This window comes from Candidatus Tisiphia endosymbiont of Thecophora atra, assembly GCF_964026395.1.
GTDB lineage: Bacteria > Pseudomonadota > Alphaproteobacteria > Rickettsiales > Rickettsiaceae > Tisiphia.
Map to the genome: position 1 here is coordinate 1,004,038 of NZ_OZ032145.1, position 23,559 is coordinate 1,027,596.

Here is a 23,559-nt window from a genome sequence, read left to right on the forward strand (position 1 = left end):
GTACGTTGCGGGTCGAGGTTTCGTGTCTCCTACAAATTCCTCAGCAAAAGCGAATTCTGCAGGAAGTCTAATGAGTAGATTTATACTCGATAATCAAGTTTTTCCTTAACCGTCATAGCAAGGCTCTTTAGATGCCGTGGCGATCTAGGTAAACAGCGAAGCTGTTTTTTTAGAGTAACGCTTCGCGTATCCTAGATTGCCGCGTCGTCGCTTTTTCGCGACTCCTCGCTAATAGACGTATTTTTTAATAATTCTAAAAAACTTGATTATCGAGTAAAACAGCATCTGATATCTTTTGGCTTTTATAGCATGGCAATTTTTACTATAGTTTTTTTTAAAACCATTTCTGTATTACTGAGCGTAGTAATTGGTTTTTTAGCAGGAAGATATTCTAAAGTTGAGAGAGATAGTATAGCTTCTTTGTTATTCTATTTTATATCTCCTATTGTTTTTTTTGCTATTCCCGCCAGTACTACTTTGACTTTATCGGCATTAAGCGTTACTGTAGTTGTTTTTTTCATCGCCACTTTGTTATCAATATTTTCTTACTATTTTTTTGGGCGATATTGGCTTGATCATACACGAAACATTATAGCATTATCTGCGGGTACCGCTAATGGTGGTTATTTTATGCTGCCAATAGCCGCTGCTCTCTTTGATGATTATGTTTTAAGCATCTATATGATGGCAGTTATAGGAATAAATATTTTCGAATCATCAGTAGGTTTTTATATTTGTGCTAGGAGCTTTGCTAATAGTAGTGAAAGTATCTTGAAGGTTGTAAAGTTACCAATTTTAAACGGTTTTTTACTTGGTTGTTTATTTAGTTTTGCTGGTTTTACTTTACCTGATTTCCTAGATGATTTTATATATAACATGCGGGGGGCATTTTCTATACTTGGTATGGTTATGGTTGGTTTAGCTCTTTCAGCTTTGCAAAAATTTGAAATAGACATAAAGTTTACTTTAGCTACTTTCATGGCAAAATTTTTATTCTATCCATTAGGGGTTAACATATTTATTCTTTTGGATAAGTTTGTTTTAGGATGGTATGATGAGAATTATTACAATGCTCTAAGGCTTCTTTCAACTGCTCCTATGGCAGCAAACGTAATTGTCATAGCCAGTTTACAAAAATTTTATCCAGAAAAAGTTGCTACCACAGTATTTCTTTCCCTGCTTTTTGGTGTAGTATATATACCAGTTATGGTAACTATATTTTTAAGCGATTTGAATTAACTAACCTCAGCTATTGATGTAAGACATATAGCTAAACTGGAAAGGTTTTAGCCAAAAAACCGTCATTGCGAGGAGGCACAAAGTGCCGACGTGGCAATCTTGTGAAGTAGTGCTCAAATCACCTCGAGGCCGCCTAACAAAAGCAGATATTACTTCATGAGATTGCCACGTCGGCACTTTGTGCCTCCTCGCAATGACGGTTTTTTAACTTTCAACAGTTGTGGATGACATCCCCGACTTAAAATTAATTAGTAGAAAAAAATGATACAAAAATTTATCCAAATTGGACCTTATATTAATTGGTTAGGCTCACAATATATTCCAGCTCATAAAATAGCTTATCTTGAGTTTGGTGACCCTAATAATGAAAATGTAATAATTTGTACCCATGGTTTAACTAGGAATGCTCATGATTTTGATAAAATCGCTATGACATTAAGTGATAATTTTCGAGTAATTGCTATAGATTATCCAGGACGTGGGAATAGTGATGTTTTTAAAACGAAAAAGCATTATAATTATCAAGTATATGTAAAAGATACAGTGCTTTTTTTAAAAAAATTAGGTATTAACAACTGTATTTGCCTTGGTACTTCCATGGGTGGAATAATTGGTTATGTGCTAGCTAGTAAATATAAGGAACTTATCAAAGCAATGATTATAAATGATGTAGGGCCTTTTATTCCAGCCTCTCCTCTAGTTAAAATCGGTCAATATGCAGGTCAAACTCCCTCATTTGTTGATTTAGTTAGTGCCAAGCAACATTTAAAGCTAATATATAGCCAATTCGGTATTAGTAGTGAGGAAGATTGGGATCATCTTACCAAATATAGTTTTATAAAAATCCAAGATGGAAAATATAAAATGAATTATGATCCTGCCATAGTACAAGGTATGAATGCTAATGCAAATAAGCCAAAAAATGTTGATATATGGACTATATGGAATAAGATTGTTTGTAAATTGTTGGTTATCCACGGGGCTAAATCAGAAATTTTACAACAATCTACTATTGAGAAGATGAAGAAAACCAAAGATTTTGATCTTTTCGTTGTTGATTATGCTGGTCATACACCTTCATTAATGACCGATGATCAGATTAGTTATATAAAATCTTGGGTAAATGCTTTGAAAATATAAAAATTTAGGTTGCTATGAATCGTTCTACTAAAGTACTTATTATAGGTTCAGGTCCTGCTGGACTGAGTGCAGCAATCTATACAGCTAGGGCAGCACTAAAACCGATATTATTGCATGGTATGCAGCCAGGTGGGCAGCTAACTATTACTACAGATGTTGAAAATTATCCAGGTTTTGCAGAACCTGTTCAAGGTCCATGGTTAATGGAACAAATGACGCAACAGGCAAAAAATGTTGGTGCGGAAATTATCTATGATTATGTAGAAAAGGTTGATTTTTCAAAAAAACCCTTAGTGGTGACCACCTCGTCTGGTATAATTAGGGCGGACGGCGTTATAATATGTACCGGTGCAGAAGCAAGGTGGCTTAATATTCCTTCCGAAGCACAATTCAAAGGGTATGGTGTTTCAGCTTGTGCTACTTGTGATGGTTTTTTTTTCAAGAATCAGGATGTATTAGTTATTGGTGGGGGGAATAGTGCTGTTGAAGAGGCATTATATTTAACTAATCATGCACGTCAGGTGACTATTGTTCATCGCCGGGATAGTTTTAGAGCCGAGAAGATTTTACAAGAGAGATTATTTAGAAATCCCAAAATATCGGTCATGTGGAATCATAGACTGATTGAGGTCATTGGTACTGATAATCCTAAATCGGTTAATTCAGCCAAGCTTGAAAACACTCAAACAGGTGAGCTTAGTTTAATTAATTGTACTGGTATATTCGTAGCAATTGGTCATATGCCGAATACTGGTTTGTTCAAAGGACAATTAGATATAGATAGTGATAATTATATTATTACTAAACCAAATTCAACGGAAACCAGTGTTAAAGGTGTTTTCGCTGCTGGAGATGTACAGGATAAAATTTTTAGACAAGCAGTTACCGCTGCTGGTACAGGATGTATGGCGGCTTTAGAAGTAGAAAAGTTTTTAAATCATTAAATAAAAAATTATGCCTCGTAGTAAAAAAGTGAGTGATAAAGCAGATAAGTTAAGTGGATCAAATGAGACAAGTATAGTTTTACCTGTTGCTCGAACTTTACCAGCAAATGTTCAGGCCGAGCAAATGTTGATAGGAGCAATTTTAGTCAACCATGATTACTTAAATACTGTCTCAGAATTCCTAAGATCAGATCATTTTTTTGAGCCGATACATCAAAAGATATATAATGCTATTGAGGTTATTACCGAAAAAGGCTTAATTGCTACTCCGGTAACGCTTAGAAGTATGTTAGAACGAGATGAATTATTTCAGCAATTAGGTGGCAGCGAATACCTAAATAAGCTGGTTACTTTATCGATGATGGTAATTAATCCCCTTGATTATGGAAGAATAATCTATGATTTGGCAATAAGGCGTAATTTAATTCAGATAGGGGAGGAGGTAGTTAATAATGCTTATGACTCCTCTTTAGAATATGATGCAAGTCAACAAATAGAGCATGCAGAGGGTAAACTCTATAACCTTGCTAGTGAAGGAATTAATGACAAGAGTTTTGTTAAAATTGCTGTGTCTCTCTCGGAGTCCCTTGCCAATATTGACAGAGCTATGAAGAATTCTAATCATGTAATAGGTATTTCTACAGGATTAATTGATTTAGATAGGGAGTTATCAGGTTTTCATAATTCAGATTTAGTTGTCATTGCTGCACGCCCATCAATGGGGAAAACAGCTTTTGCCATAAATCTTGCGATAAATGCTTGTAATTCTATGAAGTTAAAAAATAAGGAACAAGAAAAAGATCAGTCAGTAGGTTTTTTCTCTCTTGAAATGTCATCTGAGCAGCTTGCTACTCGTATTCTTTCCATGCATACTAACATTGACTCTTCAGCCTTACGGTCTGGTCATGTGACAGAAGAGAATTATAATCGATTACGTAGAGAAATTATAGCTCTTGACATACCATTTTTTATTGATGATACGCCATCTTTATCCATTGCGGCTATTCGTACTAGGGCAAGAAAAATGAAGCGTAAACATAATCTTGGTATATTATTTATAGATTATCTGCAGTTGATTAGAGGAATAAATAAATCTGATAATAGAGTAAATGAAATTTCAGAAATTACTCAAGGATTAAAAGCTATAGCAAAAGAATTAAATATCCCAGTAATTGCTTTATCACAATTATCTAGAGCTGTAGAACTTAGAGAAGATAAGAGACCAATGTTATCTGACTTGCGAGAATCTGGGGCTATTGAACAAGATGCGGATATAGTGATGTTTATTTATCGAGAAGAATATTATCTAACTCGTAAAGAGCCTCCTTCGAGTGATGCAAAATACGCAGAAAAACACGCAGAATGGTTGAGTAATTTAAATCAAGTATATAATATTGCCGATATTATAATAGCAAAACATCGTAATGGTCGTGTTGGTAGCATAAAGCTTCATTATGATGGTCAATATTCAAAATTTAGTAATTTACAGAAAACACTATAGACCCCCATTCGGGCGGGATAAGAATTAGTTAATTCTTATCCCAAATTGGCTTTAATATTTGGTGCATACGTCATTGCGAGACCACGTAGTGGTCGTGGCAATCCACTATTCATTAGATTGCTTCGTCGCTACTAAAGTAGCTCCTCGCAATGACGCATAGGTGTCAACTTAAGAGCGTAATGATTGAGCATGTATAAGTAAATCAAACCTAAACGTCATTGCGAGAAGCCGCTGCAAGCGGCGACGCGGCAATCTAAGATACGCGAAGCGTTACTCTAAAAAACAGCTTCGCTGTTTATCTGGATCGCCACGGCATCTAACGATGCCTCGCGATGACGGCTGTGTTTAATTTGTTTATACATGTTCAATCATTACGCTCTTAAGTTGACGCCTATGCGCAATGACGAAGGAAAAATGCATTCTTAAAGCGGTTTTACGAATGCATTTTAAACCTTTCTAAAGCTAAAAACATGATTTTAAAAGATTAAAATCATATTTTTAGCAAAATGGATTGCCACGCTCACGCATGTTCGCTCGCTAATAGACATATACGTCTATAAAACGTCTATTAGCGAGGAGACCGTAGGTCGACGAAGCAATCTATAATTCATGTTATAGAGGTAATAAATGTTCAAGAAACCTTTAATATTTGGTATTGCTGGTACTAGTTTGACTGTGCAAGAAAAGGAATTATTGTCAAAAAATACAATATATGGCTTTATTCTCTTTAAGAGAAATATTGTAGATCGAGAACAGTTACTAAAGTTAGTACAAGATTTAAGAGGCTTATATGACTATAAGATATTGATTTTTGTCGATCAGGAAGGAGGCAGGGTTGCAAGGTTGAAGCCACCTATCATAGATATAGAATATCCCCCTGCTGGTGATTTCGCTAAGATATATGATCAAGAAGGTGCAGAGAATGCATATTTAAAAGTTTTTGCAAATTATTCAAGCCTGATGAAGAGTTTAAAAGCATATAGAATAGACTCGCCATGTTGTCCAGTTGCTGATTTGCGTTACCCTTATACTGATAATGCTATTGGAGATCGTAGCTTTGGAGATTCTGTAGTAAAAGTAGTTGACTTATGTACAAAAACAATAGAGGCGATAGAAGGGCAGGGAGGCGTTGCCATTATTAAGCATATACCAGGGCATGGCAGAGCTACGTGTGATAGTCATTATAAGTTGCCGCGTGTTACCAGTTCACTTGCTGAATTAAATAATACAGATTTTGAAGTGTTTAGACAATTATCTAAAAATGCTAAAGCAGGATGGGCTATGACAGCTCACATTGTATTTGAGGCTTTAGATACCAAACTACCAGTAACTTTATCGCCAATTGCCATAAAGTTCATTAGAAATGACATTGGTTTTAAAGGTATGTTAGTTTCAGATGATATTTGTATGCTTGCCCTGCATGGTGAAATTGGAGCTAAATACTCCATAGTTAAAAAACCTCTGACGATTTTTGAAAAGCAGGATTCTACGACTACGATAAGTGATCAAGATTTAGAAAAACTTATTGAATACGGAATTATTAAAGACAAATCCGACCAAACCGGACTAAAAAAATATTTAGTAGAAGAATTCCCAAAACTGAAGGCAGAATTTGTTGCAAGTATAGCTGAAGTTGCTAGGCAAACTATTGTAGCTGGTTGCGACTTAGTGCTACATTGTAGTGGTGATATAGAAGAAATGACTGCTGTTTGTCAGGTGGTTTAAAATTCTGCTTTTGGAAAGATGTGGGAGGTAGTTATATGACAAAAACGATGTCATTCTTAGCCAATGGCGGGAAAAACACCCTAAAAAAGGCTAATTGAGGTTAGATACGATCCTACAATGTCACCACAACTGTCGAAAGTTCAACAAACGTCATTGCGATGAGCGTTGTCAGCCCTAAACCGTCATTGCGAGCGAACGTACGTGAGCGCGCAATCCATGAAGCTTATCATATGGATCAACTATGTTCGCAATAAAAATTTAAATAAATTTGGTTTAAATTTTTATTGCTTGTGCAGAGCTAGTTAAATCACGTAACTTAGCGTTTGCAATCACAATGATTTTACGCATTAATGCTACCATCGCCACCATTTTCTTTTTTCCTCTATTGATCAATTTCTCATAAAATACCTTCAGTTCAGAGTTAGAATTTCTAGCAGCCATAGCAGCTACAAACAACATAGGTCTAACAAAATTTCGACCATGACCTGTATGTCTATATCCGCTATATCTACCGCTATCATTAGATATTGGTGCAACACCTACTAATGATGCTATTTGTTTGCGGTTCAATGTACCAAGTTCAGGTAACAAAGCTATAAGCTCATTAGATACTACTGCGCCTATACCACTAATAGTTTGCAGAGTCTCTTTCTTAGCTTGCAAGAGCTTATCTTTTGCTATTAAGTCATCTATTTCTTTAGTAATAGATGCAATTTGTTCTTCTAGTACTTCGATCATTTTAACACAACTAGACTTGATTAAATCAGCTCTCGGGGACTGAAACCTATTTTTTTCTGCAATCAACATTTGTTTAAGATCGTTCCTACGTCCTACTAATTCATACAAGTTTAAAGCTTGCTTAGATTGTACTTTAAATAGCTCTAATCTTTCTGATCGTTCAAAACCATAAAGTGCTAGAGCTTTAGCGTCAAGACTGTCAGTTTTAGCTGCATTACCAAAAGACCTAATAAAGTTTTTAACTTTACGAGTATTGGCTCTATGTACAGCAAAACCCTGATTGCAAAGCGTTAGTAATAGTTCCATTTCATATCCACCAGTAGTTTCTAAAACACACAATGCAGAACTAATCTCTTTTTTGTAATCCTTGATAAAATCAGCTATTCCATTAGAGTTGTTATTATATTCTTTAGTTTCTTTTTTTCCATGAATAGCAACAACAAAATTGAATTTTCCTATATCAAGACCGATAAAATTATTATATAATAGCATAATACCTCGAAGACTTTTAATGTTGTTTACGATTGTAAGCGGGCGTGCAAAGGCATCCCAATCAACTATTCAAACGTCTCGGGGATTTGGGCTAGAGTACCAATATCCATTCGGTCTTAAAACCAATTGCTTCACGGTCGCTCACGCCTGCACAGCGATAGTCATTTATATTATTAATGACTATCGCTGTAATACCCCCTTATAAGTCAGTATAAATCATTATTTACATTGACTTCAATATCTATTATATCATACTTTTAACTTACAATTGCTTCGTCGACTCACGTTTCCTCGCAATGACGCCGGCTCACTATGGCTAAATGTTAATCAGGTTAACTATTTAGCTATAAGTTTAATACGGCTTAAATGCTTCATTAAACACACACACTATTTTTTTACCATGACGTATTGACAGCTTGTGAAATACTTGTTCAATAATCACCATATTAGGGTTATCTTGTGAGAGTCTATAATTTACCATCGACTCTCTAAGAGCTTCATCAACTGCAAAAATAGCTGGTAACTCAGCATTTTTATCTCTGAATTGTAGGTAAGTATACACTCCATCATCAAAAATTTTAATTGGTGCAATCGATTCATTACCACTTATGGAATAATTAAAATTATATTTTTCAGGATGCGATAAATCAAGGTTAGCTGAAGATGTAACGTAATTTTGTAAGTGATCTCCAGAATTTTCATCATCAGGATAAATAAACCTTAAATTAAAAACCATATCTGGATCTCTCATATCTAAGGCTTCTGTAGCATATAGTTCAAAAAAGTAAGTTCGCTTATTAGTAATAAGCGTCATATTAGTTGTAGCATCTTGTTCCATCGGTTTAATGAAGATCCTATGACCCGCTGGTACTATTTGCCAAGAAGTGGTGTCTCCCATGGAAATACTAACTATTTCTTCATCTTTTGCTAGCTCTATACTAGCCTGATAACCATAATATCCAGTAAACTTAAATACATCATCAGGACTATAAACCATTACCCTAATTCTACTATCAATCGGCATTGGTCTAGATTCCCTAACGGCTAACGCAGTATTTACAAAAAATACTACTACAAAAAATATTATTAGTTGCTTCATCTTATTTTTTTACTTTTATCTTCTATTAACTTAAGTTTGTAACCAGTGACAGCAAAATTAAATCTTGAGTTAGGTGGTAGATGTATATTAATTGCATCTATTTCAAAATTTATTGTAGCTTGCCACACCATATTTTCTAAAATATCATTAGAAGCGTTTTTTGCCAAAGATGTAAATGTAACTTCAGCCTTATTATTTTTATGATAAACCACTGATGATATATTAACAGAACGCTTTAAGGACTTTTGGTAACGCATAACTGGAGACAATGGATTGTCAATATTCATAAAATTGGCAAATTGTCTAAATATTATACGCGTAGAGTTATTCTGCATAAATATATATTGAGGACGAAGTAAATCATAGTCATATGATTCTCTATGTATAACGTAATTTCTAATCATAATATCTGCAATAGAATTAATTGCATTATGCTTAATATGATTAGCGTTAGTTATTGTTGCACTTTTAAGGGATTTAGCACTAATTGCGTATCTCACCTGACGCTTTACTGGTAATAAAGTCTCAAAATTAATCACCACACTTAGAAATAATACAAAAAGAACTACACTAAATATCAACAAAAATGTTCTGTGTACAAGTGGATATATATATTCAAAATTATACCATCTTTTAGCATCAACAAAATATTCACCAGACTTAATATATTCTTGAACAGAACTTAACACCTTATCCATTAGCTTTAAAATAATTGCTTACCTATATCGGATTCTAACACATATTAGAAAAGATGTTATAATTTTTTATAAAAATTATTCTTTTAGCCTGTTCAAAAAGCTAATTTTGTGTCTACAATACCAATAAAAATCGTATTAAGAATAGTCAAATTAAAAAGAGTATTTGACTCAAGAAATGTTTGTTGTTATAAGCTCTGTGTATACTAAGTGTACACTTATACACTAGTATTTAATGATGGGGCGTAGCCAAGTGGTAAGGCAACGGTTTTTGGTATCGTCATTCGGTGGTTCGAATCCATCCGCCCCAGCCATTCTCTGATTTCAGTGCATTTTGTGAACATATCAAACGGTGGACGCAAGGTATAGTCTAGCTTACAGCCATTCAATTCTAGATTCGAAAATACAAGATTTAACAATTTACGTTTTTTCTCAATATTCGAACCTTTAAAGGTTTCTAACGCTCCGGAAGCCAGTTCTACTAGGTTAACCAAGCATTCTGAAAATTGATCATCAGTATAATTATGGCTTTCTAGTTCTCTCATGATATCTTCACGTTTTTGTATTAATTGCTGACGTTTTTCTTCATGATCTTCCTTGCTAATATCACCGTCTAAAAATAAATCAGTTAACCTATCCATACGAGTTTTAATCTTAGTATGTTCAGTATGTAGCTCTCCTATACGCATTTTATAAAAACCTTGCTCTATTTTTGCTGAAGCTTTAATATAACCAATTACTTCAGCTAACAATTCAGGCTCTAAATGGAGTGTTGCTAGTACTTGCTCAACTTCTTGTAGTATTATTTCTTCTTTCACGTATATTCTTTTATTAGGATTATCAGGATGCCATCCTAGTAAATATATCCACTCTGCTGTGATACCATTAGGATAAGTCTTCTTCTTAGTATCAGCAGTGATCACACGACCAGTAACAGCACATTTTATCAATCCTCTAAATATATATTCTTTTTCTCCATATTTAAACGGTTTTTTATTCCAACCAAGGCGTACTGCTTGACAAGCATCAAATAACTCCTTACTAATGATTGATGGATAAATATGCGGGTATTCTTTTTTAGTTTTTAGGACTCGCATTACTCCGTAATAAAATGGATTTGTAATAATAGAATGAAGATGAGAATGACACAAATAACCTTGATGACCTCTAGAATTACGCAGCCCCCATTCTTTGGTTTTCTCTAGTATTGCGGGAAGAGTATGACTACCTGTAGCATATGTTTCAAATATTTTTTTATTAAATGTGAGCGTTCATGATCAACTATTATTTGCCCCTTACCTCGATCGTTACTATTACTACTTTTTATATGCAAATAACCAATGGGAGCAGTGCTTATCCATTCTCCTTGATGTAGTTTTTGAGCTATACTGCGGTTTACGTTATCTCTAAGAGCTTGTCCGCAAACTAAGTATAGAAGTAATCCTACGAAGAAGTAATCGACTCATAGCCAAAAAAATTATATTTTCACTAGAATCAGTAAGAAAATCATATTCCTTGGAGAGCCTTCTATTTCTATTTATCCAAGCAAAGGTTCTCTCAACAACCCATCGCCTTGGCTGTACTTTAAACCCAACTTCCCTTTTGGCAATAGTTCTAGTGGTGTATTTTTTGGTATCCAAAATCTGCACACTGGTCGTTTAACAATTTCTAAATCTATGTTATACTTTTCCTTCATGAGACCCTTTAAATCTTTAGACTGATACCCCATATCAGCCCACATTTGTTTAATAGTAGTGTACTCTTTTTGCATGTTACTGAGTGGCACTGTAGCTCCGTATCGATCATTCTCATTCGCAGAACCGACATAACAACCTAACACAAAGCCTTGTGTATCGGTAATAATATGCCTCTTTCTGCCCTTAATTTTCTTAGCTCCATCATAACCTTTAGCTCCCCTTTTTCTGTTGTCTTGACAGACTGACTATCTATTATGCAAGCACTAGGATACTCATTTCTACCTAATTTTCTTCTAATATCCTTGATAAGTTCATGGTTCATACGTTCAAATACACCTTGCTTCTTCCATCTTCTAAATTGTTCATATACTGTCTTCCAAATTGGAAAGTCATGCGGCATATATCTCCACTGACACCCAGTACGTAATACATAAAAAATTGCATTCAAAATCTCTCTTTTGCTATGTTTTAAAGGTCTACCTCCCTTTACATACGATACTTGAAACAACCCCTCTATCCTTAACCATTCTTCATCTGTTAAATCTGTTGGATAATTTTTTCTGCTCATTCTTTTATACTTCTTACTAATAATACTTTGTTCACTTCATCATACCTTAATTTTAGTTTGAGGACAAGCCTAAAGCGATACTGCCCACACATTATAAACGTGACGGTGATGGCAAAAAAGATGATGTACTTAATCCTAAAATTTGGCACATAGATTTAGAAGAAAGCATGAGGATTAAATGAAGATAAAATACGGAACAAAAAATTGCCAAAAAAACAAAAGTGCAGCAAAGATGCAGTAAAAAAGCACTGCTCTTTTGGATTACCCGCAAACCCTTTTAGAAACTGGGATACAAGGCAAGCCAAAAAAGCAGTATGCTTTTAAATAAAAATGCGTTTTTGGACTACCCGCAAGACCTTATACTACAAGGCTTTCAAGGTAGGTCAAAAAAGCAGGATTTTACATATATATAAATATATATAGCAGACTTATAAAAAGTCTGCCGTAGATATATATTTTTGCTTCTGCTGGCAAAGTGGAACTGCAATAATTTTTACAAGGTAACAAACATGAAACATCATAAAACTGAAAGAACAGAATTAAACAAATTCGACAAAAGACCAATAGCTAGATTTTATCGTTGTTGGCTGGAGGATGAGGCAAATGGAGTAGCAGAAGGTAAGAGGCATGAGATCAACCATGAGCAGTTTAGGGTAGCTGATCGCCTAGCTTGTAATAGACTTCTTTCGAAACTCTACTTCTGCTGGTGATTTGTATGTCGATGCGGTACTCGAATCCTCACGTACATTAGAGTACGCTGTGGTTCTGCGTTCCGTGTCTCCTTCAAATCCCTCAGCATAAGCGAGTTTCGAAAGAAGTCTAATTACCAAAGAACAACCATGTTTGGTGGTAGCGGTATAATCCAAATTGAGGCAAACAAAGACTTTAGCAAAATGCTGGGGTTGGAGAGGCAAGTACAGGCAGCTCGCATTCATCAACGAATATTTGCTAAGCTTGGTAGGAAGTCACAGGAGATAGTTGAGCATTTTTGCTTACTGGAGCTGCCGTTGCGGCAATTTGAGCTAAAGCAAATACCACAGTGGCCTAAAGGTGCGGGCAGCACTAGATTACGTGAGGCACTAGATGATTTGATTGAGGTTTATCGGCAAGAGGGGCTAAAGAATTCTAGCAAAAGTGTAACTTAAAGTAACATTTTTTGCCTTGAAAGCAGTATAACTCTAAGGGTAAGTAGTAACTTGCAGTAACTTTTAGTTTTAGGCTATTGCAAGCTGGTAAACCTTAGGGTATAATGAAAGGTAATAATGGGATAGTAGGTTTGGTAGCTTGGCGTAAGGGGAAAAGAGGAATAAATGACGATAACAAGAGAAGAAAAAACAAAGAAGATGGCAAGAATTTTGGTAAAATGTAACTTAAAGTAAAATTTTTTGCCTTGAAAGCAGCATAACTCTAGGGGTGAGTAGTAACTTATAATAACTTTTAATTAAAAATTATTGCAAGTTAATAAACCTTAGGATATAATAAAAGGCAAGAATGGGATAGTAAGCTTGGTAGCTTGGCGTAAGGGAAAAAGAGGAATAAATGGCAATAACGAGAGAAGAAAAAACCAATAGCAAACTGCAGCAATTGTTAGCACCAGTAGCGATTAATGTAGATAAACTTGATGTAGAGGCGGTGGATGTATCAGGTTTTGAAAGTGGTATTTTTACGGTAATGGTAGGAGCGGCTAACGTGAATCCGAATGATGACAGGCATGTACAAATCAGGTTGCAACATTCAAACGACAATGTTAACTTTACTGATTGTCTTGATACAGAGATTATAGGAGCTGTGCTTGGGGAGAATACTGGCACTTTTGCTTACCTTAAAACTAGACCTGATGATACTACTGCTTTTATGGCAGGTTATATTGGTGATAAGAGGTTTGTAAGACCAGCAATTAAAGTAACAGGTGACCTTGGAGAGGGGGTTTTAATGGGTGTTGCTGCAATATTGCACGATCCTAAATATCGTCCAGTAGCTTAAAAATTAGAAAGGTTGCAGTTATGAGTTTTACTATTGATGTGAAAAGTGATATAAACAAGATAGCCCGTTATATGGATAATATCGAAAAGAAACAGTTACCATTTGCAGTTAACTTGACTTTGAACAAAATAGCATTGCTTGTTCAAGAGCAAATCTGCAAAAGAGTACCAATAAGGCTCATTTTGCCTACATTCAGGAAGAAGGTGGAATTAAAGTGTCATATCGTGGCAGTATGATTGCTGTACCAACCAGTAATGTACCAAAAAAGCAAAGAAGTTCAAAAGCTTTGAGAGATCAACAGGGGAATAGAAGTATATTTAAACTTGGCAAATCTATTTATCGTAGGGGTAGTAGTCAAAGACTGGAAAGGCTATATAGCCTAACCCATGAAGCTAAAGTTAACCCAAGATTTGGGTTTAAGGCTACAGCAGTTAATACTTTTAATAGCCGCTTTGATAAAGTGTTTACGACTTCTTTTAACTTTGCCTTAGACACAGCAAAATAAAGGAGACAGAAGCAATTTAACAAATAGTATGGAAAAAACGAAACGAAACAAGGTACTTTCTAGGTTTGTCGAACCTAGGTGACTGACCACCCCGACCCTTGCCTAGCGATAAAAATTTTTGGTATATTTCGTTTCTTTTAATTTAACAAAAGCTCTGTAACCCTTTAAATATAAGACTCTTACATTTAATGAGCTGTAGTAAAAAACGAAATTAAGTATAAACTTGTAAGCCATATATCTATTTTTAAACATTGTCTATACATATAATAAAATTTAGTTTAATCTTAATTTTTAAGAAGAATTAGAGAAAAGGAATGCAAATAGCAAGTATACATGAAGCGAAAATTCATTTTTCTGACTTAATTAAAAAAGTTCAAGAAGGAGAAGAAGTAATTATTTGCAAAGCAGGCAGACCAACAGTTAAAATAATAAAATATAATGCTTTATCAATTCCACGTAAAGCCGGAGTGTGGAAAGGAAAAATAAAAATTGCTAAAGATTTTGATCAATTGCCACAAAACTTATTGGCAAGTTTTATGGGGAAAGAGTAGTGAGTTATTTACTTGATACTCATACTTTATTGTGGTGGTTAGAAGACAACCCAACCTTAACAGTAGAATCTAGAAAAATTATTAGTAACCCTAATAACCTAATTTTTGTCAGTTCAGTAAATAGTTGGGAAATTACTATTAAAAAAGCTCTTGGCAAACTAGAAGCTCCCAATAACCTTGAACAAGTAATATTAGAGAGCGGTTTTGATCCTTTGCCTATAAATATCAATCATACAATTTTTGTAGAAAAGTTAGAAAATTATCATGATGACCCTTTTGATAGACTCCTTATATCTCAGGCTATTATAGAAGGTTTAACTATAATTACTAGAGATAATAAAATAACTCAATATTCAGTTCCTATTATTATTGCATAAGTATGATTTTAAGAATTGTTATTTTGAAATAAACTAAGTTTAATGAATAACCATAAAGTATCAGACATTGCCAAAGCTTTGCAATTAAGTGAACGTAGAGTGCAACAATTGGTTAAGGAAGCTATACTGCCTGCTCCAGTAGCTGGTAAGTATGATTTAGCTGACTGCATAAAGTCTTATGCACGGTATCTTGAATCAAGGTCAGTTGGCAAAAATACCTCTGATAATTTAAACGCCCAAAAACTACGATTACTTAAAGCTCAAGCTGATAAAGCAGAATTAGAAGTACAGATACTAGAAGGCAAATACTTAGCTAGCGGTGAGGTGGAGCTTCATTGGTCTAATTTGATCATTGCCTTTAGAGCTAGGATGCTAAGTCTTCCAAACAATATAGCTAGGCAAATAATAGTACTTGATAATGATTTTGTAGCCATTGTGCATTGCTTAGAGGCGGAGATACATAAGGCACTTTTGGAACTTAGCAATTATGGGACTGTTGTAAACTGATTCAAAAAATTTTCATCTTGCAACAATCCCATTATGCCAACAAGCCAAATAATTTGGAGTCAGATTACCAAGAAAATAGCCAAACTAGTAGCACCACCACCAAAGTTAAGCGTAAGCCAGTGGGCTGATAATTACCGTAAGCTGTCAAGTGAGTCTTCGGCTGAGCCGGGCAGCTGGCATACTAGTAAGACTCCGTATCAGCGTGAAATCATGGATGCAGTAAATGATCCTAAAATAGAGATGATCGTAGTAATGTCATCAGCACAAGTTGGTAAAACCGAAGTGATCAATAATATTGTTGGCTATCATATTCATCAAGACCCAGCACCAATGCTGATAGTGCAACCTACTGAAAAGCTAGCAGAAAGCTGGTCAACGGATCGTTTAACTCCTATGCTGCGTGATAGTGAGGTGTTTAAGAACTTAGTCAAAGACCCAAAAAGTAGAGATTCCGGCAATAAGATCTTATACAAGCGTTTTCCGGGTGGACACATTACCATGGCTGGTAGTAACTCACCTTCTTCACTGGCAAGCAGGCCAGTCAGGATTGTGCTATGTGATGAGGTAGATCGTTATCCTGCTAGTAGTGGTTCAGAAGGAGATCCAGTTAATTTAGCCAAAAAAAGAGCCACAACTTTTTGGAATAGAAGAATTATTTTAACTTCCACCCCAACTATCAAATATTTTAGCAGAATAGAACTGGCTTATCTGCAAAGTGATCAAAGACGTTATTATGTTCCATGTAAATTATGCGGTGAGTACCAAACCTTAAAATGGCCTCAAGTACGGTGGCCTAAAGACAAACCTGAAGAAGCACATTATGTTTGTGAGGTAAATGGCTGCATTCTGCACGATAATGATAAAATGTCGATGCTGCAGCGTGGCGAGTGGATATCTGAAGCTAAAGGAGAAAGTAACAACATTGCTGGTTTTCATTTAAGCGAGATCTATTCGCCTTGGGTTACTTGGGCTAGAATGACGGCAGAATTCCTGAAAGCGAAAATGATGCCTGAAACCTTAAAGACTTGGGTTAATACCAGTCTTGGTGAAACTTGGGAGGAAGGAGGAGATAAGGTAGATGAGACTTCACTATTATCGAGAAAAGAAAATTGGGGCAATGTTGTACCTAACGGTGTTGTTATTATTACTGCTGGTGTAGACGTACAAAATGATCGACTTGAAGTGGAAATAGTTGGTTGGGGTGTAAAAGAAGAAAGCTGGTCGCTTGATTATAGAGTAATCTATGGTGATCCTGCTAGGAGTGAGATATGGGACGATCTTGATAACATCCTAGAGCAGAACATTAAACACCAAAGCGGCATTAACCTTAGGATTGCCTCAGTTTGTGTTGATTCAGGCGGTCATCACACCCAAGCAGTTTATGCATACTGTAAGAAAAGACAGTTACGTAGGATATTTGCCATAAAGGGTTCATCAATAGCAGGTAAAGCCTTGGTTAGTAGACCATCAATTGCCAATAGAATGCGAGTTAAGTTGTTTTCCATTGGCACTGATACAGCCAAAGAAATGATCTACAGCCGGTTAAAAATTACTGAACTAGGGCCGGGATATTGTCATTTCCCAATAAATTATGATGCTGAATATTTTAAACAACTAACGGCAGAGAAAATCGTTACTTATTATAATAAAGGCTTTCCAACCCGCAAATGGGAGAAGCCAGCTGGTAAACGTAATGAGGCACTTGATTGCAGGGTTTATGCCTTAGCAGCCTTGTACATACTAAACCCAAATTTAGAACTTTTAGCAAATAAAATGCTTGAGCAAACAACAAAAGTAGAAGTTAAAGAAACTGAGAAAAAGCTGAGTTTAAACTTTATCAAGCCAATCAGAAAAACAACTAGCTTTGTCAAAAATTGGTAGATTAAAATATTGTTAAAACCTAAATTAAGTACTATAATAGGTATATAATTAAATATTAATCATGGTATAACAATGAATCATATTTATACTAATCTTACTGCCAGTATATCAGAATTTAAAAAAAGTCCTACAGCATTGCTTGCTAAGTCTAGTGGTGAGCCTATTGCTTTATTGAATCATAATAAACCAACGGCTTATTTAGTTCCAGCTGAACTATACGAACAAATGGTTGAAATATTAGATGATAGAGATTTACTTAAACTTGCTGAAGAAAGACTAAAAGAAAAGAAAGAAGCTATAGCAGTTGATCTAAATGATTTATAAACTTGAATTTGTTCCTGCTGCAAAGAAAGAATGGGATAAATTAGGTGAAGTTATTAAACAACAATTTAAAAAGAAATTATCAAGCAGATTAATTAATCCTCATATACCAAAAGATGCCCTAAGTGGAGGGACTAATTTATATAAAATAAAGCTAAAGTCTGCAGGATATAGGTTAGTTTATGAGGTTGATGACATACGAATAACAGTACTTGTTTTAAGCATAGGGAAAAGAAACCGTAACGAAGTATATAAACAATTAACTTCTAGGCTGGAAAAAAACAAGTAAGTACGGGAATTTAAAAAAACCTCGATATATTATGCATTGCCGCCTTTATGTAATTCTTCATCATCGAAATCTATTGTTGCTTTAGCAGCATGCATTATAACGTTAAAATATGAGAAACAGAATTTTAATAAATAATGCTCAGTTATTATGTTAGTTGCTAAAAAATTATCAAATTTATCTTTTTCAGTATTGGTAGTATGCAATATATTTTCTTGAATATAAAGCCTATTAATCAGCTTAGCTTCTAATAAAGTAGTAATTACCACCCAAGTTACGAAATAACAAATATTACCAAATATACTGTCATCGATGATTAGATTAATAGGACTATTATAATTATTTTGTTTGCTTACTGTATAAATTAATTCGCGAAGTATACTGTCATCGTATTTATTTGGTGCGTCGATAATTTTTATTATTGTAAAATTATTTTCCTTACAAAAATTGATCAAAGATTGCCTTATGAGTTCAAAACGGGCATGTGATGAATATAATAAGATAATGGCTTGTTGGTTGTTCATATGCGATCCCTTCTCTAATGTTTTAATAATTAAGAGTTTTGACCGCCAAAGATAAAATGATAAAAGAAAATTTTATAGGTTATACATATCTTGGCGATCGGGGGGTAACAACACCGTCAGCAGACAGCACAATAGCTTTTAGGCTTGAGATTTACACCCCAAGCCCTGAACATAGCTATCATCACCCCGATCGTAATAATCGAGGAACATCATTTTTACGGGCTGATGTCTACCGCTGCTGAATGGAGGTTGTTACACTCCAAAATAACTTTGCAGTTATTTCACTCTTAATTTTAAACTATAGTTAGCAAAAGTCAACAATAAGTTTTTTCAATTACTAATCATATCTTACGGTGATTTCTGAACCAACATCATTTACTGCAGGTGAAACTGTCGAATGGCGACGATATTTAAACAAATATCCTGCTAATGAAGGCTGGAATTTATCTTATAGCTTTCGTAATTATACCACTAGTTTTGACGTTGCTGCTATTGCTGAAGCAGATTATTACCTTGTGCTGCTAAGCTCTGAAACAACAGCTGCTTATCTAGCCGGTAATTATTGGTGGCAAGCGACGGTACATAAAGAGAATTTGCGTTATATGATTGCTAAAGGTAATTTAGAAATTAAACCTAATTTAGCACTACTTGCAACTTATGATGGTCGCCCGCATGTTAAGAAGGTTTTGGATGCTCTAGAAGCTACCATTGTTGGCAAGGCAAGCCGAGATCAATTGTCATATTCGATCAGCGGTCGTAGCCTGTCACGGTTAAGTCCAGCAGAATTACTAAAATGGCGTGATATTTACAAAGCTGAATATGCTAGGAATTTGCAAGAAGAAAGGATAAAGAATGGGCTTAGCTCAGGTAACCTGATTAAGGTTAGATTCAATAACTCATGAAGCTATTTGATTTCTTCAAAGGTAAATCGGTTATTAAGGAAAAGCGTAAATACGCAGCCGCTAGCATTAATCGTTTTACTAATGATTGGATTACTGGGAATCTATCAGCAGATGCAGAGTTATATAGAGACCTCAAAACACTACGCAGCCGATCACGAGAACTTTGTATCAATAACGATTATGCTCGACGGTTTTTAAAAAGAACTTCTACTAATGTTATAGGTGCTAATGGCATACGGTTACAACTACGTGCCTCTAGTAATAGTGAAAATTTTCTGCAAGATAAAAATAATTATATTCTAGAACAATTTGATAACTGAGCAAAAAAGGTATTTGTACGGTAGATGGTAGATTATCTTGGATAGATTGTCAAAAATTATTTCTAGAATCAGTGGCTCGTGATGGAGAGGTTATTATTCGTTTAGTCAAAGGCTTTGATAATGAGTTTTGTTTTGCTCTGCAGTTTATTGAAGCTGATCATTTGGACGAGGAGTTAAATGAACCTCTAGCGGATGGTGGATATATTCGTATGGGGATTGAATTTAATAAATGGAATAGACCTGTAGCCTATTATTTACTTACCTCCCATCCCGGTGAAATCTTTAAAAAATATAACAATAATAAGCAATACCAAAGAATTACTGCTAATGAGATTATTCATGGCTATATTTTAGGAAGACCTTCGCAAAGTAGAGGCGTGCCATGGATGCACAGTGCCATGTTACGTCTGCGGATGCTGGGAGCTTATGAAGAAGCGGAGTTGGTAGCAGCTAGAGTTGGTGCATCAAAAATGGGGTTTTTTGTTTCTCAAGATGGTAGTGGCTATCTTGGTCAAGATGATGGTTTTGGTAGCAAGATAATGGAAGCTGACCCCGGGACATTTGAACAACTGCCTGCTGGTATGGATGTGCGGCTATTTGACCCTAATCATCCAACAAGCAGCTTTGCTGATTTTGAGAAGTCAATACTCCGGGGAATTGCTAGCGGATTGGATATTTCTTATGCGACCCTTGCCAATGATCTTGAGAATGTAAACTTTTCGTCAATTAGGCATGGTAGCCTAGAGGATCGTGATACTTGGCGTATGCTGCAAAATTGGGTGATAGAGCATTTTTGTAACTCGGTATTTGAGAACTGGTTATTAATGACCATTACTACTGGTCGAATTAAAATACCGCTATCAGAATTTGATCAATACAACAAACCGATATGGCGAGCTAGAGGATGGGCTTGGGTTGATCCACTTAAAGAAAGCCATGCCAATCAAATTGCGATTGCTGAGAAAACTAAAACTAGGAGTCAAATAGCAGCAGATCAAGGTATGGATATAGATGAATTATTTCAGCAGATAGTATTTGAACAACAATTAGCTAAAAAATATGGCTTAGATTTAACATTAACAACTACCAACAAAGAAAATGAACAGCAAACAATTAGCACAGAAGAATCTAATGACGATTAAATGTAAAAGTGAAATGCTATATCGACATACGGTTTTAAATCAGCTACTTAGAGAAGATCGCAGTTTTGAACTGTCTTTTTCAAGCGAAGAACCAGTAGAGAGATTTTTTGGTCTTGAGATACTTGACCACAAACCTGAAAGCGTCAAGCTGGATTGGTTAAATTCTGGTCATGCTCCTCTACTTCTTGACCATGACCCAACTAAGCAAATTGGTATTGTTGAAGCTGCTGAAATAACTAGTGATGGTAAAGCTAGGGGCAAAATAAGGTTTGGTAAAAGTACTTTAGCTGAAGCAGCTTACCAAGACGTGCTAGATGGCATTAAAAGTAACATATCAGTAGGCTATTGTTATTTACCAAATGGCATAGTACTTGAGCAAGAGTCAAAAGGGGATAATCCTAACATTTATCGGATCAACAAATGGAAACCCCTAGAAGTATCATTAGTATCAATACCAGCTGATCATACAGTGGGCATTGGTCGAAACCAACTAGAAATAATTGCTAATAATATGACTAATATGAGGAAAAACATGCAAAATGAAGTAATAGAAAATAGCCAACCACCGATTACCGTTAATACCGAACAAATTACCAAAGACATTAGGCAAAGTGAAGCTACTAGACTTAGTGAGATATTAACTATCGGTGATAAACATAATATGCACAATATGGCGATAGAATTTATTCGTGAGGGCAAAAGCATTAATGCTTTTAGGCAGAAGGTTCTAGAAACATTGAGCAACAATCCAATTATCAACACTACTTCACCAAAATCAGCTATTATCGGGATGAGTACAAAGGAAGCAAGAAGCTTCTCTATTTTAAGAGCCATTAGAGCAACGGTAACAGGCAATTGGAGTGATGCTGAGCTGGAAAAAGAAGCATCAATGGCAGTTGCTAAAAAAATTAATCGAGAGCCTTCTAGCTTTTTTGTACCTCTTGATGTCAATTTAGAACAAATAGAGCAAAGAAGTTATGTAAGCAGAACGCTGGAAAAATTATCAAATGTTGCCGGTGGTTACCTAGTTAGTACCGATTATCTAAGCAGCAATTTTATTGAACTGCTGCGTAACAAAATGCTTGTTAAGCAAATGGGAGCTAAAGTAATGAGCGGCTTGCATGGCGATGTAGCAATACCAAAACAAACTGGTGGAGCTACTACTTTTTGGGTATCAGAAGGGAGAAGCCCTGAGCATAGCGAGCAAGCCTTTGCCCAAGTAACACTCTCCCCTAAAAGCATTGCAGCTTACACTGATTTTACCCGCAAATTAGTGCTACAATCTAGTCCTGATATAGAAAATCTAGTACGCAGTGATCTTGCTACCGTTATTGCTCTTGAAATTGATCGGGCTGCGATAAGTGGTAGGGGCATTGGGGCTGAGCCATTAGGTATTCTTAACACAACTGGCATTGGTAATGTTACTTTTGATGACGATGATCCAATAAGTTGGGGTAAGATCGTAGACCTTGAAAGCCTAATTGCTGCAGGGAATGCTGATATTGGCACGCTTGGCTATTTATGCAATGCCAACATACGGGGAATTTTAAAGCAAACAGAAAAAGCTGAAGGAACTGCCCAATTTGTTTGGGAAAGTAGTAGTGAGCTAGGTTTTGGTTACCTTAACGGCTATAGAGTTGGAACAACCAACCAAATACCAGCTGATACTATATTATTTGGCAATTTTGCTGATCTAATTATTGGACAATGGGGAGTGCTGGATGTATTAGTAGACCCTTACACTTTAGGAACTAGCGGTGGCATTAGAATAAGAGTCATGCAAGATGTAGACATTGCAGTTAGACACTCTGAGAGTTTTGCAGTACTAACTAGACAATAATTATAGGTAATTATTTTTGATATCACGATAAGAACTTATAACCCGCAAAATTTGCAATGGCTTTGTTTTAGGATTATATATTATGTAGTAGTTATAAACTAACCAAAAACGTACAGGTTTATCAGTTAAATCTTCACGTTTACTTCCAATGTCAGGATTTGCAGCTAGTTTAAAAAACGCTTGTTCAAAAAGATTGGCTATTTTTTCAGCAGCTTTGGGGTTATTTTTGGCGATATATAACCAAATATCCTTAATATCTTGCTCTGCTTGAACAGTTAAGCAAAAATTATTTTTACTCATGAGACTTTAATTTATCTTTACGAAAATTCCTGAAATTTTGTAGAGCTTGGTCACCTGAAATAACCTTACCTTCAGCTGCTTGGTCAAGACCTATTTGAATTTCCTGATTAAGCCACATTTTATAGTTTTCAAAACTAGTGTTGTGAGTTTCTGATTTAATAAGTAAACGTAATGCAGCTCTTATAACTTCACTGGAAGAATGATAAAAACCACTTTCTACCTGTTTATCTATATATTTTTCGAGTTCCGGTGTTAAGGACACATTCATAATTATCAGCCATA

Annotated in this window: 25 protein-coding genes, 1 tRNA gene and 2 pseudogenes; 20 read left to right on the forward strand and 8 right to left on the reverse strand. The window is 35.4% G+C overall.

The annotated features are described in order from the left end of the window. Positions 1 to 309: 309 nt before the first annotated feature. The 5 genes from AAGD45_RS04845 (at position 310) to AAGD45_RS04865 (ending at position 6,549) form a co-directional block, all read left to right on the forward strand. A complete protein-coding gene (locus tag AAGD45_RS04845; RefSeq protein ID WP_341760843.1) occupies positions 310 to 1,239 on the forward strand; it encodes an AEC family transporter in 930 nt (309 codons plus the stop codon). Positions 1,240 to 1,500: 261 nt separating this feature from the next. After that, a complete protein-coding gene (locus AAGD45_RS04850) occupies positions 1,501 to 2,379 on the forward strand; it encodes an alpha/beta hydrolase (protein ID WP_341760844.1) in 879 nt (292 codons plus the stop codon). Positions 2,380 to 2,393: 14 nt separating this feature from the next. Then, positions 2,394 to 3,323 (forward strand): thioredoxin-disulfide reductase, encoded by a 930-nt coding sequence (trxB, locus tag AAGD45_RS04855; protein ID WP_341760845.1) that lies wholly within the window; start codon positions 2,394 to 2,396, stop codon positions 3,321 to 3,323. 10 nt (positions 3,324 to 3,333) lie between these two features. Beyond that, complete coding sequence (locus tag AAGD45_RS04860; protein ID WP_341760846.1) at positions 3,334 to 4,824, forward strand: replicative DNA helicase; 1,491 nt, start codon at positions 3,334 to 3,336, stop codon at positions 4,822 to 4,824. A gap of 627 nt (positions 4,825 to 5,451) precedes the next feature. After that, complete coding sequence (locus AAGD45_RS04865; RefSeq protein ID WP_341760847.1) at positions 5,452 to 6,549, forward strand: glycoside hydrolase family 3 N-terminal domain-containing protein; 1,098 nt, start codon at positions 5,452 to 5,454, stop codon at positions 6,547 to 6,549. Between the two features lie 273 nt (positions 6,550 to 6,822). On the opposite strand, the gene AAGD45_RS04870 is transcribed toward AAGD45_RS04865, so the two are convergent. The 3 genes from AAGD45_RS04870 to AAGD45_RS04880 all read right to left on the reverse strand — a co-directional run bounded on the left by AAGD45_RS04870 (position 6,823) and on the right by AAGD45_RS04880 (position 9,576). Continuing rightward, positions 6,823 to 7,779 carry a transposase gene (locus AAGD45_RS04870; protein ID WP_341760848.1) on the reverse strand — a complete coding sequence of 319 codons (957 nt, stop codon included), beginning with the start codon at positions 7,777 to 7,779 and terminating at the stop codon, positions 6,823 to 6,825. Between the two features lie 352 nt (positions 7,780 to 8,131). After that, positions 8,132 to 8,878 carry a P-type conjugative transfer protein VirB9 gene (virB9, locus tag AAGD45_RS04875; protein WP_341760849.1) on the reverse strand — a complete coding sequence of 249 codons (747 nt, stop codon included), beginning with the start codon at positions 8,876 to 8,878 and terminating at the stop codon, positions 8,132 to 8,134. Continuing rightward, entirely contained in the window at positions 8,875 to 9,576 is a 702-nt protein-coding gene (locus AAGD45_RS04880) for a VirB8/TrbF family protein (protein WP_341760850.1), read from the reverse strand. Before AAGD45_RS04880 ends, virB9 begins: the two co-directional genes overlap by 4 nt. Positions 9,577 to 9,812: 236 nt before the next feature. Here AAGD45_RS04880 and AAGD45_RS04885 point away from each other — a divergent pair. Next, a tRNA-Gln gene (locus tag AAGD45_RS04885) sits at positions 9,813 to 9,887 on the forward strand. 756 nt (positions 9,888 to 10,643) lie between these two features. Here AAGD45_RS04885 and AAGD45_RS08735 read toward each other — a convergent pair. Both AAGD45_RS08735 and AAGD45_RS04890 read right to left on the reverse strand, forming a co-directional pair. Continuing rightward, positions 10,644 to 10,823, reverse strand: a pseudogene (locus tag AAGD45_RS08735) (recombinase family protein); the annotation flags it as partial. Between the two features lie 156 nt (positions 10,824 to 10,979). After that, positions 10,980 to 11,838: pseudogene (locus AAGD45_RS04890) on the reverse strand (IS5 family transposase). Positions 11,839 to 12,347: 509 nt separating this feature from the next. On the opposite strand from AAGD45_RS04890, the gene AAGD45_RS04895 reads away from it, so the two are divergent. The 10 genes from AAGD45_RS04895 (at position 12,348) to AAGD45_RS04945 (ending at position 18,252) form a co-directional block, all read left to right on the forward strand. Further along, entirely contained in the window at positions 12,348 to 12,548 is a 201-nt protein-coding gene (locus AAGD45_RS04895; RefSeq protein WP_341762258.1) for a hypothetical protein, read from the forward strand. A 129-nt stretch (positions 12,549 to 12,677) separates the two neighbouring features. Further along, positions 12,678 to 12,983, forward strand: coding sequence for a hypothetical protein (locus AAGD45_RS04905; RefSeq protein WP_341762259.1), 306 nt, complete (start codon positions 12,678 to 12,680; stop codon positions 12,981 to 12,983). A 394-nt stretch (positions 12,984 to 13,377) separates the two neighbouring features. Then, entirely contained in the window at positions 13,378 to 13,821 is a 444-nt protein-coding gene (locus tag AAGD45_RS04910) for a hypothetical protein (RefSeq protein ID WP_341760852.1), read from the forward strand. Between the two features lie 214 nt (positions 13,822 to 14,035). Beyond that, positions 14,036 to 14,326, forward strand: coding sequence for a hypothetical protein (locus AAGD45_RS04915; protein ID WP_341760853.1), 291 nt, complete (start codon positions 14,036 to 14,038; stop codon positions 14,324 to 14,326). 314 nt (positions 14,327 to 14,640) lie between these two features. Then, entirely contained in the window at positions 14,641 to 14,877 is a 237-nt protein-coding gene (locus AAGD45_RS04920; RefSeq protein WP_341760854.1) for a type II toxin-antitoxin system prevent-host-death family antitoxin, read from the forward strand. Next, complete coding sequence (locus AAGD45_RS04925; protein ID WP_341760855.1) at positions 14,877 to 15,254, forward strand: type II toxin-antitoxin system VapC family toxin; 378 nt, start codon at positions 14,877 to 14,879, stop codon at positions 15,252 to 15,254. Before AAGD45_RS04920 ends, AAGD45_RS04925 begins: the two co-directional genes overlap by 1 nt. A gap of 42 nt (positions 15,255 to 15,296) precedes the next feature. Continuing rightward, entirely contained in the window at positions 15,297 to 15,761 is a 465-nt protein-coding gene (locus AAGD45_RS04930; RefSeq protein WP_341760856.1) for a hypothetical protein, read from the forward strand. A gap of 33 nt (positions 15,762 to 15,794) precedes the next feature. Beyond that, positions 15,795 to 17,642 carry a phage terminase large subunit family protein gene (locus AAGD45_RS04935; RefSeq protein ID WP_341760857.1) on the forward strand — a complete coding sequence of 616 codons (1,848 nt, stop codon included), beginning with the start codon at positions 15,795 to 15,797 and terminating at the stop codon, positions 17,640 to 17,642. Between the two features lie 72 nt (positions 17,643 to 17,714). Continuing rightward, positions 17,715 to 17,966 (forward strand): type II toxin-antitoxin system Phd/YefM family antitoxin, encoded by a 252-nt coding sequence (locus AAGD45_RS04940; protein WP_341760858.1) that lies wholly within the window; start codon positions 17,715 to 17,717, stop codon positions 17,964 to 17,966. Continuing rightward, positions 17,956 to 18,252 carry a type II toxin-antitoxin system RelE/ParE family toxin gene (locus tag AAGD45_RS04945; RefSeq protein WP_341760859.1) on the forward strand — a complete coding sequence of 99 codons (297 nt, stop codon included), beginning with the start codon at positions 17,956 to 17,958 and terminating at the stop codon, positions 18,250 to 18,252. The genes AAGD45_RS04940 and AAGD45_RS04945 overlap by 11 nt, the downstream gene beginning before the upstream one ends. 29 nt (positions 18,253 to 18,281) lie before the next feature. Here AAGD45_RS04945 and AAGD45_RS04950 read toward each other — a convergent pair whose 3' ends face one another. Next, positions 18,282 to 18,773, reverse strand: coding sequence for a hypothetical protein (locus AAGD45_RS04950; RefSeq protein ID WP_341760860.1), 492 nt, complete (start codon positions 18,771 to 18,773; stop codon positions 18,282 to 18,284). Positions 18,774 to 19,126: 353 nt separating this feature from the next. Here AAGD45_RS04950 and AAGD45_RS04955 point away from each other — a divergent pair, with 353 nt between their 5' ends. Genes AAGD45_RS04955 through AAGD45_RS04970 form a run of 4 tightly spaced genes read left to right on the forward strand, consistent with a single transcriptional unit; the run spans position 19,127 to position 22,977 of the window. Then, positions 19,127 to 19,675, forward strand: a complete 549-nt coding sequence (locus AAGD45_RS04955; protein ID WP_341760861.1) for a hypothetical protein — start codon at positions 19,127 to 19,129, stop codon at positions 19,673 to 19,675. Beyond that, positions 19,672 to 19,995: a phage portal protein gene (locus AAGD45_RS04960; protein WP_341760862.1), complete on the forward strand. Its 324-nt coding sequence runs from the start codon at positions 19,672 to 19,674 to the stop codon at positions 19,993 to 19,995. Before AAGD45_RS04955 ends, AAGD45_RS04960 begins: the two co-directional genes overlap by 4 nt. Positions 19,996 to 20,036: 41 nt before the next feature. Continuing rightward, positions 20,037 to 21,137 (forward strand): phage portal protein, encoded by a 1,101-nt coding sequence (locus tag AAGD45_RS04965; RefSeq protein WP_341762216.1) that lies wholly within the window; start codon positions 20,037 to 20,039, stop codon positions 21,135 to 21,137. After that, a complete protein-coding gene (locus AAGD45_RS04970) occupies positions 21,094 to 22,977 on the forward strand; it encodes a phage major capsid protein (RefSeq protein ID WP_341760863.1) in 1,884 nt (627 codons plus the stop codon). The genes AAGD45_RS04965 and AAGD45_RS04970 overlap by 44 nt, the downstream gene beginning before the upstream one ends. Here the strand turns inward: AAGD45_RS04970 and AAGD45_RS04975 are convergent, their stop codons facing one another. Together AAGD45_RS04975 and AAGD45_RS04980 are read right to left on the reverse strand one after the other, a co-directional pair. Further along, positions 22,978 to 23,277, reverse strand: coding sequence for a type II toxin-antitoxin system RelE/ParE family toxin (locus tag AAGD45_RS04975; RefSeq protein ID WP_341760864.1), 300 nt, complete (start codon positions 23,275 to 23,277; stop codon positions 22,978 to 22,980). Next, positions 23,270 to 23,545 carry a type II toxin-antitoxin system ParD family antitoxin gene (locus AAGD45_RS04980; protein WP_341760865.1) on the reverse strand — a complete coding sequence of 92 codons (276 nt, stop codon included), beginning with the start codon at positions 23,543 to 23,545 and terminating at the stop codon, positions 23,270 to 23,272. The genes AAGD45_RS04975 and AAGD45_RS04980 overlap by 8 nt, the downstream gene beginning before the upstream one ends. Between the last annotated feature and the right edge of the window lie 14 nt (positions 23,546 to 23,559).

Bases quoted from the DNA above. Each gene is read 5' to 3' on its own strand.
- AAGD45_RS04970 (WP_341760863.1), top strand. From the start codon at position 21,094: ATGAACAGCAAACAATTAGCACAGAAGAATCTAATGACGATTAAATGT.
- AAGD45_RS04920 (WP_341760854.1), top strand. From the start codon at position 14,641: ATGCAAATAGCAAGTATACATGAAGCGAAAATTCATTTTTCTGACTTA.
- AAGD45_RS04865 (WP_341760847.1), top strand. From the start codon at position 5,452: ATGTTCAAGAAACCTTTAATATTTGGTATTGCTGGTACTAGTTTGACT.
- trxB (WP_341760845.1), top strand. From the start codon at position 2,394: ATGAATCGTTCTACTAAAGTACTTATTATAGGTTCAGGTCCTGCTGGA.
- AAGD45_RS04870 (WP_341760848.1), bottom strand. From the start codon at position 7,779: ATGCTATTATATAATAATTTTATCGGTCTTGATATAGGAAAATTCAAT.
- AAGD45_RS04945 (WP_341760859.1), top strand. From the start codon at position 17,956: ATGATTTATAAACTTGAATTTGTTCCTGCTGCAAAGAAAGAATGGGAT.
- AAGD45_RS04860 (WP_341760846.1), top strand. From the start codon at position 3,334: ATGCCTCGTAGTAAAAAAGTGAGTGATAAAGCAGATAAGTTAAGTGGA.
- AAGD45_RS04940 (WP_341760858.1), top strand. From the start codon at position 17,715: ATGAATCATATTTATACTAATCTTACTGCCAGTATATCAGAATTTAAA.
- AAGD45_RS04960 (WP_341760862.1), top strand. From the start codon at position 19,672: ATGAAGCTATTTGATTTCTTCAAAGGTAAATCGGTTATTAAGGAAAAG.
- AAGD45_RS04905 (WP_341762259.1), top strand. From the start codon at position 12,678: ATGTTTGGTGGTAGCGGTATAATCCAAATTGAGGCAAACAAAGACTTT.
- virB9 (WP_341760849.1), bottom strand. From the start codon at position 8,878: ATGAAGCAACTAATAATATTTTTTGTAGTAGTATTTTTTGTAAATACT.
- AAGD45_RS04895 (WP_341762258.1), top strand. From the start codon at position 12,348: ATGAAACATCATAAAACTGAAAGAACAGAATTAAACAAATTCGACAAA.
- AAGD45_RS04910 (WP_341760852.1), top strand. From the start codon at position 13,378: ATGGCAATAACGAGAGAAGAAAAAACCAATAGCAAACTGCAGCAATTG.
- AAGD45_RS04980 (WP_341760865.1), bottom strand. From the start codon at position 23,545: ATGAATGTGTCCTTAACACCGGAACTCGAAAAATATATAGATAAACAG.
- AAGD45_RS04850 (WP_341760844.1), top strand. From the start codon at position 1,501: ATGATACAAAAATTTATCCAAATTGGACCTTATATTAATTGGTTAGGC.
- AAGD45_RS04845 (WP_341760843.1), top strand. From the start codon at position 310: ATGGCAATTTTTACTATAGTTTTTTTTAAAACCATTTCTGTATTACTG.
- AAGD45_RS04950 (WP_341760860.1), bottom strand. From the start codon at position 18,773: ATGAACAACCAACAAGCCATTATCTTATTATATTCATCACATGCCCGT.
- AAGD45_RS04935 (WP_341760857.1), top strand. From the start codon at position 15,795: ATGCCAACAAGCCAAATAATTTGGAGTCAGATTACCAAGAAAATAGCC.
- AAGD45_RS04930 (WP_341760856.1), top strand. From the start codon at position 15,297: ATGAATAACCATAAAGTATCAGACATTGCCAAAGCTTTGCAATTAAGT.
- AAGD45_RS04975 (WP_341760864.1), bottom strand. From the start codon at position 23,277: ATGAGTAAAAATAATTTTTGCTTAACTGTTCAAGCAGAGCAAGATATT.
- AAGD45_RS04880 (WP_341760850.1), bottom strand. From the start codon at position 9,576: ATGGATAAGGTGTTAAGTTCTGTTCAAGAATATATTAAGTCTGGTGAA.